Here is a 12,571-nt window from a genome sequence, read left to right as displayed (position 1 = left end):
GCGCTACGCAAAGCCTTATACACGCCATTGCGCTCTATTGAAAATGCAATAAAAGTGGTAGGAGAGCGTTCAGGGATGGATAATATAATGGATGAATATCAAAACTTACCCCCAAGAGAGAAGCTATTGGCCTATGGTGCAGCGGCGCTATCAGATGCCGAATTGTTAGCCATTTTTTTACGAACTGGCAGCCAAGGTGAACCGGTCTTAAAGTTTGCGGAACGCCTGATTAATGAATTTGGTTCGTTGTATTTATTAATTCAAGCTGACTATACGCGGCTAATGGGATGTAAAGGCATGGGTAATTGCAAGTTTACCCAGCTACAAGCGGTCAGTGAGCTAGCCCGTCGTTTTTTCTCAGAACAATTTCTTCATGAAGATGTGATAAGCGAGCCTGACCGTTTAAAATCGAGGTTGCTTGATTTGTTTGCGGGGCAAGAGCGTGAGGTTTTTGTGGTGCTTTTTTTAAATACCCGAAATCAAATTATTTGCCATGAAGAAATGTTTAAGGGCACATTAAACCGCGTAGAAGTGCATCCAAGAGAAATTATTCGTTTTGCAATTAAAATGAATGCAAGTTCAATCATTTTGGCCCATAACCATCCATCAGGTAACCCTGAACCAAGTATGGCAGATAGGCAGGTGACTGAGCGGATTGAAAGTGCTTGTTCTATTATGGGGGTGAAGTTACTTGACCATTTTGTGGTCGGGCATAAGCAATGCGTCTCTTTTGTGGAACGGGGATGGTTATAAAATTATTTTTTTTGTCTAAAAAATGACAACTTTTACGCTGTTGGGCTTGAGTGAAAACGATTGAAAGCGTATACTACGCCACCTTTAAGGATCTTGGGTTTGGCGAGAAGGGCCTATCTCAGTAAATTTTTACTCAGGTATAAACGGTTTTTTCAGTCAATGAAAGTTTGCTGAGATGGGCTCCTAAGCCTGACGAGGCGGCCATACCCAGAACAAAAAAGCTCGAGCTGATTAGATTTTTGGAGAATAGACATGTCACGAGTCTGCCAAGTTACTGGCAAGCGTCCAATGAGCGGCAACAACCGTTCGCACGCATTAAACGCGACCAAACGTCGTTTTTTGCCAAACCTGCACTCTCACCGTTTCTGGGTTGAGTCTGAGAAACGTTTCGTAACACTGCGTGTATCCGCTAAAGGTATGCGTGTTATCGATAAAAAGGGTATTGATGCTGTTCTTGCTGAACTGCGTACCCGTGGTGAGAAGTACTAAGGAGCTAAAAAATGGCTAAAGGTATTCGCGAGAAAATCAAGCTGGTTTCTTCTGAAGGTACAGGTCACTTCTATACCACCACGAAGAACAAGCGCACAATGCCAGAAAAACTGGAACTGAAAAAATTCGATCCAGTTGTTCGTAAGCATGTGATCTACAAAGAAGCAAAAATCAAATAATTTTGCTTTCTGCGTTAAAAACTCAGCCTTGGCTGAGTTTTTTTTTGCCTAAATTTTAATTGAATAGAGATATGCGCACGCGAGGCTATGACCATTATCTTGAAAGTAGTAACATAGAGAGTATTCATTGAATTAATAATGATATTTATTGTCAAATATCTATTGTCTTTTTAATTTTACATATAGACCTGACTAAGAGTGCCTGGTGAAAAAACAGTTTAAAAAAATTCTTGTTATCAAGATGCGGTTTCATGGGGACATGTTGCTGACAACGCCAGTTATCAGCTCATTAAAACACCAATATCCTGATGCTGAAATTGATGTTTTGCTTTATCAGGATACGCGCCCTATTTTATCTGAAAATAGCGAAATTAATGCGCTATATGGGATAGCGAATAAAAAAAGTAGCGGAATAAGAAAAGGATGCAATTTTATCAAATTGCTCCTAACGCTGCGTAAAAATAAATACGATTTGGTTGTTAATTTGGCAGATCAGTGGATGGTCAGTTTACTGGTGCGTGCTATCCCGGCAGAAACAAAAATCTCACACCAATTTGGTCATCGTGATTCTAAATATTGGCGTAACAGTTTTACGCACTTAACGGTCCCAGAAGGGGAACACGTTGTTTTAAACAATCTCTCTGTGCTTAAGCCTTTAAAATTAAAAGAGCTTAAAACAAATCTAACGATGTCTTACACACAAGATGATTGGAAAAATATTGACCAAAAGCTATTAGACTTAGGTGTGCACAGTAGTTATGTGGTTATTCAACCAACAGCACGACAAATTTTTAAGTGTTGGGATGATGAGAAGTTCTCTGCGGTTATTGATGCGCTACAACTTCGTGGTTACCAAGTGGTGTTAACATCGGGGCCGAGTAAAGAAGATCTTGACTGTGTGGATCATATTGCGAATGGTTGCCAAACAAAACCCGTTGTTGAATTAGCCGGTAAAACCACGTTCCCTGAACTTGGTGCGCTGATCGCTCATGCGGCACTGTTTATTGGCGTTGATTCTGCTCCGATGCACATTGCGGCTGCGGTAAATACACCTATTGTTTGCCTTTTTGGCGCAACCAACCATATATTTTGGCGTCCTTGGACAGAAAATGCGGTGCAATTCTGGGCGGGTGATTATGAAACAATGCCGCCACGGGACGAACTGGACAGAAATAAAAAATATCTATCCATCATTCCTGCATCAGATGTCATTAAAGCAACTGAAAAATTGTTGCCAATGAATATCCGTTCAAAAATGACAAGGTATTAACATGAAATTGGCATTTTGCTTGTATAAATACTTCCCTTTTGGCGGTTTACAGCGCGATTTTTTGCGTATTGCAACAGAATGCCAATCTCGTGGCCATCATGTGCGAGTGTATACCCAATCGTGGGAAGGCGAAAAGCCCGATGGGTTTGAGATAGTCATTGTCCCCGTTACTTCCAGTACCAACCATGGGCGAAATGCACAGTATTGTGATTGGGTGCTGGCAAATATCAAACAGCATCCAGTTGACCGTATTGTCGGCTTTAATAAGATGCCTGGTTTGGATATTTATTATGCCGCTGATGTGTGTTATGCACAGAAAGTTGCTGAAGAAAAAGGCTTTTTCTATAAACTAACACCGCGTTATAAACATTATGCGGCATTTGAAAAAGCGGTTTTTGCAATGGGCAAGCCGACTCAATTATTAATGTTAACACCCCATCAAATTGCACATTTCAAAAAACACTATCAAACCGAAGATGTGCGTTTTCATATGTTGCCACCAGGGATAGCGCTGGATCGCAAATATGATAAGCAAATTGCGGATGCAAAGCGTATTTATCGCCAAAAAAACCAAATCTCAGAATCCGCATTTTTGTTACTGCAAGTGGGCTCCGATTTTAAACGTAAAGGGGTTGACCGCACGTTGAAAGCCCTTGCTGCACTGCCTGAAAATATCAAAAAAAATACGTATTTGCTGGTGGTAGGTCAAGATAAACCAGCTAAATACCAGCAACTAGCAGCCACATTAGGCATTAGTCAGCAAGTCTCTTTCTTTAGTGGGCGCAATGATATTGCAGAATTAATGGCTGCGGCCGATATCTTAATGCATCCGGCCTACCAAGAAGCGGCGGGTATCGTATTACTCGAAGCGATGACGGCGGGGTTACCTATTATTGTCACTGAAGTGTGTGGGTATGCCCCATTTATTCAAAAAGCGCAATGTGGGGTTGTTATTAGCGAACCTTTTGCGCAATCACAACTTAACCATGCATTACAAAATGCTTTAGAAGACACTGAAAAGCGCTTACAGTGGGTGAAAAATGCCCAACATTTTGCAGATACGGAAGACTTGTATAGCTTACCGCAAAAGGCAGCTGATATTATTTTAGGGTGCCAAAATGATTGAATTAAAATCACCTTTTGATGAACTTTGGAAAAATAAAGACCCGTTTATTGAAACGGATAAACTGCAAGGTGAAGTTTTTCGTGCATTAGAAACGAGAAAAACGCTACGCTTTGAGATAGCAAACCGCAGCTATTTTATTAAAATTCACTACGGCACAACATTAAAAGAAGTCCTGAAAAATCTTATTTCTTTTCGGCTACCTGTTTTAGGCGCAGATAGAGAGTGGAATGCAATTCATCGACTTACACAAGTGGGAGTCGATACAATGAATGGGCGTGCATTTGGGCAAAAAGGCATAAACCCCCTTCGCCGCCACTCCTTTATTATTACGGAAGATTTAACACCCACTATTAGTTTGGAAGATTACTGTGCAAACTGGTTAAATGAGCCTCCGTTGTTTCGCACCAAACAAATGATTATTCGCCGAGTCGCTAAAATGGTGCGTGAGATGCACAAAACAGGTATAAACCACCGTGACTGCTATATTTGCCATTTCTTATTGCATTTACCATTCACAGGTAACGAAAGTGAATTAAAAATATCGGTGATTGACTTGCACCGAGCGCAACTTCGAAAATCCGTTCCAACACGTTGGCGTGACAAAGATTTAATTGGCCTCTATTATTCTTCATTAAACATTGGTTTAACACCGCGTGATATTTTTCGTTTTATGAGGATTTATTTTGCCTTGCCACTAAAAGAAATTTTAAAACAAGAGCAAGCGCTTATCGAGAAAGTTAGTCGTAAAGCAGAAAAGATTAAAGAACGTACAATTAGAAAATCATTGTAAATACAATCGAAATTAGAGAGACAGAATACATGTTCTTCAATAAGGAAAATGCAGTCACAAAACAGATTGATTTGTCATCATCTGAAGCTGTTATTACTGGTGATAGCTTGCATATTTCGTATGGTATTGACCGTAACTTTTTGTATGGCTGTGGGATTTCTATTGCATCACTATTAAAAACAAATTCTGATATCTCATTTTCATTCCATGTTTTTACCGACTATTTTGACGATGAACAATCGCAATTATTTAAACAACTCGCGGAGCAATACAAAACGAGTATTAAGGTTTATCTGGTTGATTGTGAACAATTAAAATCGCTGCCAAGCACTAAAAATTGGTCTTATGCAACCTATTTCAGGTTTATCATTGCGGATTATTTTTCAAATCAATTAGAAAGAATGATCTACATGGATGCGGATATCATGTGCCAAGGCTCATTAAAGCCGTTATTAGACATTCAATTTGAACCGAACGAAATTGCTGCTGTTGTACCTGAAAGAGACAGCATATGGTGGCAAAAAAGGGCGGATGCTTTAGGAGTCCCAAGTATCGCTTCAGGGTATTTTAATGCAGGCTTTTTAGTCCTTAATTTAGTGAACTGGTCAAAATTTGACATATCGACTAAAGCAATGGAATTACTTTCTCAAGATGCCATTAAAGCTAAGTTATCCTATTTAGATCAGGATATTTTAAATATGCTTCTAACTGAGAAAGTTATTTACCTTGATGGAAAATACAATACTCAATACAGCATCAACTACGAACTGCAAAAAGGTAAAAAAGAAAACCCCATAACGCCTGAAACGGTTCTAATCCACTATATTGGCCCAACAAAACCTTGGCATGAATGGGCGAATTATCCAACGGCTCAATCTTTTGTTGATGCAAAAAATGCCTCACCTTGGAAGAATATTCCTTTATTAAAAGCAAATAGCAGTAACCACTTGCGTTACTGTGCGAAGCATTTATTTAACCAAGGAAAAGTTTTTTCTGGTGTTATGATTTATATTCAGTATTTTATCCATAAAATAATGCGATAGTAGGTATTCAAATGGAATTAATAAAAGAGAAAATTGAGTTAGGAAATAGAAAATCTAAAGCTGATTTAAATATTGCATATGGAGTAGATAAAGGATTTTTATTTGGCTCTGGTATATCTATGAATTCCATTATTATAAATAATAGAAATATTAATTTGAAATTTCATTTGTTCACAGATTTTATTGATGATAGATTTTTGAACGGATTAGAAAAATTAGCTTTAAATGATAATGTTAATATTGATGTTTATGTTTTAAATTCTGATGAGCTTAAAAAACTTCCTACATCTCACGTATGGTCATATGCAACCTATTTTAGATTTTTTATATTCGATCATTTGTGTAATGTCATTCCATCAATTTTATATTTAGATGCAGATGTTTTTTGTAAAGGAAGTCTATTAGGCTATACTGAAATAAAATTTGAAAATGAGTATGCCGCAGTAATCCCTGATGTACAATATATGCAAGATTCATGTGAATTGCGATTGCAAATTTCAGGTTTAAAAAATAAATATTTTAATGCGGGTGTTATTTTTCTTAATTTAAAGATGTGGGATGAAAAACAATTTACAAAAAAAGCATTTGATTTAATTGTGAATAATCATACGGGCAAACAATTAAAATACTTAGATCAAGATGCATTAAATATTCTATTTGAATGTAAAAATATTTATCTTTCAAGAGACTACAACTGTATCTATACGCTAAAAAATGAATTAAAAAATATAAATTATAAAGATTATATTAACGATAATACTAAACTAATTCATTACACTGGAGCAACAAAACCATGGCATTATTGGGCGGTAGATTATCCTGCAAGCCAAACATTTAAGGTCGCTTTTGAATGCTCACCATGGAAGAATGATCCATTAGTTGTTGCTTATAAAAAAGTAGAGTACCAAGAAAGGTATAAGCATGAAATTCATCAAGGAAAAATAATAAATGGAATTACTAGCTTAATTAAGTATAAACTATTTAAATAAAAAAGGGTTAGTGAATTATATTCACTAACCCTTTTTTTATCTATTCCGTATATCTATAGGAACATCATCAATTTCACCACTTCTTAAGTTTTTAAAATTTTTGTTATCAATTACATTATCATCATCAGCAGCAGAGAATAAATTATAATCTAGGTCTATTTTTTTATTCTTAATATTTAACCAATTTGCAATCCCTTGAGTAAATAACTTACCCGATTTATAAACTACTATACGCTCTCTTTTCTGGCTATCAGAGTTGAAGATGACGAGTGGTATATTTAACACCTTGGCTGAGGAATTGCTGAGATTTAATTTAATTTCATCATTTGTAATTGAGTGTGAAACGCCATGGTCTGCAAAATATACCATTGAAAAGCTTCGATTATTTACTTTTTCTTGCTCCCTTAAGAGATTATATATTGAGCTGAGTATCTTATCTGTTTTTTCTATGCTCGAAACATAGCATGAAATATTGGTATATTTTTTATCCTTAGTGATATATTTATTTTCATAATCTTCAATGCGAGCACAAGCATCAGGATGAGAGCCATATAAATGGATTACAAACAACCTTTTTTGTTTTTTATTAACTTTTTCATCTAATTCATCTTTAAACATATTGATTAAGCTAAAGTCACTAGCATCATTAGAATTAAAAGCTCCCATTTTGTTAAATTTTTTAACATCACTTCTTTTTGCTATAAAAGTAATTGGTGTATCGAATTCGCCAAGAAACCCTTGATTTGAAATCCAGTAAACTTTGTACCCCGCTGATTTTGCTAGATCAACAAAATTTAACCCATAATTGGGTTCCCAGCTTTCTTTACTTGATTGTGTCAACATCATTCGTAACGAAGAAACCGTATTTGTTCCACCAGAAGTTAATCCTTCGACAATGATCCCATTAGTTTGATTGATAAATGGTGTATTATTGATTGGATAGCCATAAGCATTCATATAGTCGCGGCGTACACTTTCACCGATAATTAAAACATAGTCATCATACTGCACTCTATCTTTTACTAAAGTAGACGTTCCCCATTCACTATTTTTAGTAAATTTATTCAAGTTATCGACTTCTTTTTTCACATTTAATGTTGAGTGGTACATATTATTAAACAGTTTAAAAGGAGACTGGTTAATCAATGCAAGGACAGCTAGACAAACAAGTAACGTTTTATTTTTATAAAAATAAATTTGGTTTTTGATTGTTATTTTCCGATAAAAAATAAAACCAATAACTATCATTATTGCAAAAATATAATTTTTTATCGGGATTTGGGTAAAAAACTCCTTAGATTCCATAGCATCCGTAGCAATTACAGATGAAATGTACTGATAGGTAGGCTCTCCGAAGTTTAAACCAATGGGTGTATACACTGCATTAATCAAGACAATTGGGAATCCTATGTACCAATAGGCTTTATTTGAGGAACTTAGTATGATAATTAAAAAACAGACTAATGTTATTTCTCTTACTGTAGGATGAGCATTTCCTGAACCAAGCAACATAAGTTTAGCGATAGAGGCTAGGATAATTAGGGAAAATAAAACCAATAAGGCTTTTTTTAACTCGAATTTTTGTACCATAAGGTTGCCATGTGATTAAAAATTAAACCGTTTTAAGCTTTACTCATTGAGCTTATTGTATTTTTCTATTGTGCATTTTGTAAAATGCTTATAATTTGTAATTATAAAGGAAAGCTAAAGTACTTACACGAATAAAAAAGGAAAATATTGGCGCTATATATGCTCTTATTGTGACGCTATTTAAAATGTTTTCAGTAAGTTAAGTAAATATAGCATTATTGATTATGTTTGCCAGTAGATAAAGAGGGGTGGCTCAAACTTTTTATTGTCGGTAGTGATAACCATTATCACTTAGTGTGTCGTTTATATGATGCCCTTTGGTGGTAAAAGATAAAGTGTAAAGCTGAGTGAATAATCTAAAATCAAACTAAGAATAGTTTATACTATTGATGATGCTTATAGCAAAATACGGGATTTGAACGTTAGGAAGGTAAAGCGTTTGCAACAGGAATGTACGATGTTAAGTAATGAGATGATAAAATCAAAAATAGAGATAGGTTCAGATGCCAAGATCAATGACGGGAACTACTTTCATATTGCTTATGGTGTCGATGAAAACTTTTTATACGGAGTCGGTACGTCTATCGCTTCAATTCTCATCTATAATCCTGAACGCCGTTTTCATTTTCATGTTTTTGTGGATAAATTCAAAGATGAATTGCTTTTTCATCGATTGATTGAAGGAACACAACATAGGTTGACTATCTATTTGATTGATAATGAAAAATTTACATCGCTGCCTTTACCATCAAAAGGATGGAGCGCTGCGATTTATTTTCGTCTAGTTATCATCTCTTATCTAGCAGAAAAAAACATCAATAAATTATTGTACCTAGACGCAGATATTATCTGTAAAGGTAACTTGTCTTATCTTGATTCACTAGAATTTGATGAAAACGTTTTTTTGTATGCGGTAAAAGACAAATTCCGTAGTGAGAAAAAAACATTGCCTATGGATATGTCAATGTATTTTAATTCTGGTTTTTTATATATGTCAGTACAGAAATTAGCTGAAAATAATATACCTAATAAAGTCATTGAATTAGTCAGTCGTAGTGATTTCAGTCACCCAGACCAAGATGCTTTGAATATTTTATTAAATTCTAATCTATTGAATATCAGTGAAAATTTTAATTATATGTTCTCTTTAGATTGGTATATTGGGAAAAAAGAGAGCATTCCAAAAATCCCTTCCGATGTTGTCTTTATTCATTTTGTTGGTTTAACAAAACCATTTCATGAATGGGCGACATTTTATGAAGAATATTCTTTTTTTGAAGTTGCTCGGAGCCATTCACCATGGGAAGACATTGAACTAATAAAACCAGAAGGTTATAAACAGCTATCAAGAAAAAAATCGCATTTAAGAAAAAATGGAGATTATCTAGGCTTTTTGTTAACAACTTTTAAATACTTGATAAAAAAGGTGTTTTGATTTAAAAGTGATTACGTGCTTGTATTTTCACTTAATAAGTACCTTTCTAACAAGAATCGCCGTTAAAATATTATATAAAATAAATATATCAATAAAGATAAATTCAAATAGGCAATATACTAAAAAATAACCAATAGATGAAACAAATATACCGACATTGAGGATATCTTTTTTCACTCGCATGCTCTTAACTAATTCTTTCATATTAATGAAAAATGTTGCTAGAAACAAAACCAGACCAATAAGACCTATGTTATAGCTAATATTGAGAAAAAAGGGCTCATCATTGTTGTAAAATGATTCTTTTTTACTTCTTGAATACCCCATTCCACCGCTAAATTTGGGTGCATTATTATCGAATAAGAACTGATTATATGCGACCGAACCGTAACCGACTCCCATCAACTGATATGAGAGATCCTGAGTAAAAATTGGATATCGAGTTTCAATGATTTTGCCTCTTGCTGAGGTGATATCTGCTGCATAGAGTGATTGATTTATTTTATTTTTAACTTGCGGAATATAGTGATACGAGGTGAAAATGATTGCGATTGCTAGAACACCGAAACTCGCAATATTAATAATTAATTTTTTGTAGTTTGGAGATAAAATAAATAGGAGAATGACAGCCTCAATAACAATAGAAAGCCCTCCTCCTCGGCTCCCTGTATACAATAAAAATAAGAAAGCGAGTATAGAAAGGATCAACATTATAGCTTTTAATATTTTTTTCTTGAATAGAAATAATGCACTGAAAGTAAAGGGAAATAAGAGCGTCATATAGTGTGCAAACCCATATCTAAGCTGTAGATAAAGAGGCAGTTCACTATTTTTAAATTGTTTTAGTATTGGAATAATAAATATTGTAAAGGCTAGTGTAGCAATTAGTGCATAGCAGATTGTTTTTTTTGATTTTTCTGTATCGCTTTTAAATACAAGTAAAAAAAACACAATAATAAAAATATATCGCCAATCATCAAAGAAAGCTTTGATGGCGTCTTGGGTGAAACCTGAATAAGTAAAAAATATAGCGCAAAATAACCCCCACGCACCAAACAGGAAAAGCATTTTCCTAGCTTTAATTAAAACAAGAAGGTCATCTTTGATATTAATTTTATTCTTTAAAAGTGTAAAAATCGTATATAAAAAAAGCAAGACAACAGAGACATTTAGCACACCCTGTGTATCATTAGTGAACATTCCTAGAGTGACTAAAAAGAGTAATAAAAAAGGAAATTGGTGGGGGATAATATGGTTTAATTTCACAAAATTGCCTTTATTGTCTTTGATTTAATCATCTATAAATAGATGAGTTATCATGCGGTAAAGCGCATTAAATGTAAACATAGTATAGTGAGAAATAAGTTGAGAAAAGCCAATATACAATGAGTATTCTATGCTATAACCCGTTTCGTTTAATGAGTTACATATTGTATTGTGTATTGAATATCTGATTTATGTAGGATTTGAAAATGCCAGAACTACCTGAAGTCGAAACCAGCCGCCGTGGCATTGAACCACACTTAGTCGGTAATACAATCTCTTATGCAATAGTACGCAACAGCCGCTTGCGCTGGCCGGTCAGCGAACAAATTAAAAGCCTATCTGATGAGATTGTACTGAGCGTGCAGCGCCGTGCAAAGTATCTATTAATTGAATTGAAAAAGGGCTGGATTATCGTACATCTCGGCATGTCGGGAAGTGTGCGAATTTTGACGGAAGAGTTACCAGAGGAAAAACATGACCATGTAGATTTAGTGATGCGTGATGGTAAAGTTTTGCGCTACACCGACCCACGGCGTTTTGGCGCTTGGCTGTGGTGTGACGATTTAGAAACCAGTTCAGTACTAGCACATTTAGGGCCAGAGCCATTATCTGATGCATTTAATGCGCAATATCTTTACCAACTTGCACAAAAAAAGAAAGTGGCGGTTAAACCTTGGTTGATGGATAACAAAGTGGTTGTTGGTGTGGGTAATATTTATGCCAATGAAGCGCTATTTGCGGCAAAAATTTCACCTGAAAAACTGACGAATACACTAACAATGGCTGAAACTACTGAACTTGTTAAGCAAATTAAATTAGTTTTAAAGCGATCCATTGAACAAGGCGGCACAACCTTAAAAGATTTTTTACAGTCTGATGGCAAGCCGGGCTATTTTGCCCAAGAGTTGTTTGTATATGGTAAGAAGGGGGAGCCTTGTTCAATGTGCGGAGCACCAATAGAAAGTATTAAACAAGGCCAGCGCAGTACGTTTTTTTGCCCTCAATGCCAAAAATAGGCCGTGATGGCTATATTTTATTGAGCTTACGTAGCATCGCATCTGCAACCACTGGCGGTAGAAAAGAGGAAATATCGCCATCGTGAAGTGCAACATCTTTGATTAAAGACGAAGACACAAAAGACAAACTTTGTGATGGTAGTAAAAACACGGTTTCTAATTCAGGCACAAAGTGGCGATTCATATTGGCCAATTGCCACTCATATTCAAAGTCAGCCACGGAACGTACACCACGGATCAAGATATTCGCGCCATTCTTTTGTGCAAAGCTTGCCATTAATTCCGAAAAACCCACGACTTCAACATTATCAAGATGGGATGTCACCTCCCTTGCAAGGGAAACCCTTTCATCAAGGGTAAACATCGGGTTTTTACGTTGACTATTTGCAATAGCCAATAACACATGATCAAACATTGCCGCTGCACGCGTGACAATATCAACATGCCCTGTTGTGATCGGGTCAAAGGTACCTGGGTAGATGGCTTTATGTTCCATGGCGATAGTATCTCATTGTTTGTTCTTGCTTATTCAAAATAGTCGTGTAAATAAGCGATGTAAGAGTTTAACCATATCGGCTATCATGCAGGGTTGCAACAAGAGTTAGTGAGGTCCTGTGAATTTTTA

General features: G+C 35.6%; 13 protein-coding genes. 10 read left to right on the top strand and 3 right to left on the bottom strand.

Annotation, left to right across the window (positions count from 1 at the left end):
• Nucleotides 1–75 precede the first annotated feature (75 nt).
• The 8 genes from radC to AB6N04_RS16240 all read left to right on the top strand — a co-directional run bounded on the left by radC (nt 76) and on the right by AB6N04_RS16240 (nt 6,639).
• Nucleotides 76–753 carry a DNA repair protein RadC gene (gene radC / locus AB6N04_RS16275; RefSeq protein WP_369309268.1) on the top strand — a complete coding sequence of 226 codons (678 nt, stop codon included), beginning with the start codon at nt 76–78 and terminating at the stop codon, nt 751–753.
• A gap of 252 nt (nt 754–1,005) precedes the next feature.
• The gene (rpmB, locus tag AB6N04_RS16270) at nt 1,006–1,242 is read left to right on the top strand and encodes a 50S ribosomal protein L28 (RefSeq protein ID WP_004265123.1); all 237 of its coding nucleotides are present in this window, start codon (nt 1,006–1,008) and stop codon (nt 1,240–1,242) included.
• A gap of 11 nt (nt 1,243–1,253) precedes the next feature.
• A complete protein-coding gene (gene rpmG / locus AB6N04_RS16265) occupies nt 1,254–1,421 on the top strand; it encodes a 50S ribosomal protein L33 (RefSeq protein WP_004265124.1) in 168 nt (55 codons plus the stop codon).
• A gap of 205 nt (nt 1,422–1,626) precedes the next feature.
• A complete protein-coding gene (gene rfaQ / locus AB6N04_RS16260) occupies nt 1,627–2,691 on the top strand; it encodes a lipopolysaccharide core heptosyltransferase RfaQ (RefSeq protein WP_369309267.1) in 1,065 nt (354 codons plus the stop codon).
• Nucleotide 2,692: 1 nt separating this feature from the next.
• Nucleotides 2,693–3,817 (top strand): glycosyltransferase family 4 protein, encoded by a 1,125-nt coding sequence (locus AB6N04_RS16255; RefSeq protein WP_369309266.1) that lies wholly within the window; start codon nt 2,693–2,695, stop codon nt 3,815–3,817.
• Nucleotides 3,810–4,607, top strand: a complete 798-nt coding sequence (gene rfaP / locus AB6N04_RS16250; protein WP_369309265.1) for a lipopolysaccharide core heptose(I) kinase RfaP — start codon at nt 3,810–3,812, stop codon at nt 4,605–4,607. Before AB6N04_RS16255 ends, rfaP begins: the two co-directional genes overlap by 8 nt.
• 29 nt (nt 4,608–4,636) lie before the next feature.
• The gene (gene waaO / locus AB6N04_RS16245; RefSeq protein WP_369309264.1) at nt 4,637–5,650 is read left to right on the top strand and encodes a lipopolysaccharide 3-alpha-galactosyltransferase; all 1,014 of its coding nucleotides are present in this window, start codon (nt 4,637–4,639) and stop codon (nt 5,648–5,650) included.
• Between the two features lie 11 nt (nt 5,651–5,661).
• Nucleotides 5,662–6,639, top strand: a complete 978-nt coding sequence (locus tag AB6N04_RS16240) for a glycosyltransferase (protein WP_369309263.1) — start codon at nt 5,662–5,664, stop codon at nt 6,637–6,639.
• Between the two features lie 36 nt (nt 6,640–6,675).
• Here the strand turns inward: AB6N04_RS16240 and AB6N04_RS16235 are convergent, their stop codons facing one another.
• Nucleotides 6,676–8,229 (bottom strand): phosphoethanolamine transferase, encoded by a 1,554-nt coding sequence (locus tag AB6N04_RS16235; protein ID WP_369309262.1) that lies wholly within the window; start codon nt 8,227–8,229, stop codon nt 6,676–6,678.
• 457 nt (nt 8,230–8,686) lie between these two features.
• On the opposite strand from AB6N04_RS16235, the gene AB6N04_RS16230 reads away from it, so the two are divergent.
• Entirely contained in the window at nt 8,687–9,664 is a 978-nt protein-coding gene (locus AB6N04_RS16230; RefSeq protein WP_369309261.1) for a glycosyltransferase, read from the top strand.
• A 27-nt stretch (nt 9,665–9,691) separates the two neighbouring features.
• On the opposite strand, the gene AB6N04_RS16225 is transcribed toward AB6N04_RS16230, so the two are convergent.
• Entirely contained in the window at nt 9,692–10,930 is a 1,239-nt protein-coding gene (locus AB6N04_RS16225; protein WP_369309260.1) for an O-antigen ligase family protein, read from the bottom strand.
• Nucleotides 10,931–11,136: 206 nt separating this feature from the next.
• On the opposite strand from AB6N04_RS16225, the gene mutM reads away from it, so the two are divergent.
• Complete coding sequence (gene mutM / locus AB6N04_RS16220) at nt 11,137–11,946, top strand: bifunctional DNA-formamidopyrimidine glycosylase/DNA-(apurinic or apyrimidinic site) lyase (RefSeq protein ID WP_369309259.1); 810 nt, start codon at nt 11,137–11,139, stop codon at nt 11,944–11,946.
• Nucleotides 11,947–11,956: 10 nt separating this feature from the next.
• On the opposite strand, the gene coaD is transcribed toward mutM, so the two are convergent.
• A complete protein-coding gene (coaD, locus tag AB6N04_RS16215) occupies nt 11,957–12,442 on the bottom strand; it encodes a pantetheine-phosphate adenylyltransferase (RefSeq protein WP_369309258.1) in 486 nt (161 codons plus the stop codon).
• Nucleotides 12,443–12,571 lie beyond the last annotated feature (129 nt).

The organism is Providencia rettgeri (assembly GCF_041075285.1).
In the GTDB taxonomy this organism is placed as follows: Bacteria; Pseudomonadota; Gammaproteobacteria; order Enterobacterales; family Enterobacteriaceae; genus Providencia; species Providencia rettgeri_G.
This window is presented reverse-complemented; position numbering and strand designations above follow the sequence as displayed.

What these genes read in the sequence shown, in the direction of transcription:
- radC (WP_369309268.1), top strand. Translation starts at nt 76, where the DNA reads ATGGATAATATAATGGATGAATATCAAAACTTACCCCCAAGAGAGAAG.
- rpmB (WP_004265123.1), top strand. Translation starts at nt 1,006, where the DNA reads ATGTCACGAGTCTGCCAAGTTACTGGCAAGCGTCCAATGAGCGGCAAC.
- rpmG (WP_004265124.1), top strand. Translation starts at nt 1,254, where the DNA reads ATGGCTAAAGGTATTCGCGAGAAAATCAAGCTGGTTTCTTCTGAAGGT.
- AB6N04_RS16255 (WP_369309266.1), top strand. Translation starts at nt 2,693, where the DNA reads ATGAAATTGGCATTTTGCTTGTATAAATACTTCCCTTTTGGCGGTTTA.
- rfaP (WP_369309265.1), top strand. Translation starts at nt 3,810, where the DNA reads ATGATTGAATTAAAATCACCTTTTGATGAACTTTGGAAAAATAAAGAC.
- waaO (WP_369309264.1), top strand. Translation starts at nt 4,637, where the DNA reads ATGTTCTTCAATAAGGAAAATGCAGTCACAAAACAGATTGATTTGTCA.
- AB6N04_RS16240 (WP_369309263.1), top strand. Translation starts at nt 5,662, where the DNA reads ATGGAATTAATAAAAGAGAAAATTGAGTTAGGAAATAGAAAATCTAAA.
- AB6N04_RS16235 (WP_369309262.1), bottom strand. Translation starts at nt 8,229, where the DNA reads ATGGTACAAAAATTCGAGTTAAAAAAAGCCTTATTGGTTTTATTTTCC.
- AB6N04_RS16230 (WP_369309261.1), top strand. Translation starts at nt 8,687, where the DNA reads ATGTTAAGTAATGAGATGATAAAATCAAAAATAGAGATAGGTTCAGAT.
- mutM (WP_369309259.1), top strand. Translation starts at nt 11,137, where the DNA reads ATGCCAGAACTACCTGAAGTCGAAACCAGCCGCCGTGGCATTGAACCA.
- coaD (WP_369309258.1), bottom strand. Translation starts at nt 12,442, where the DNA reads ATGGAACATAAAGCCATCTACCCAGGTACCTTTGACCCGATCACAACA.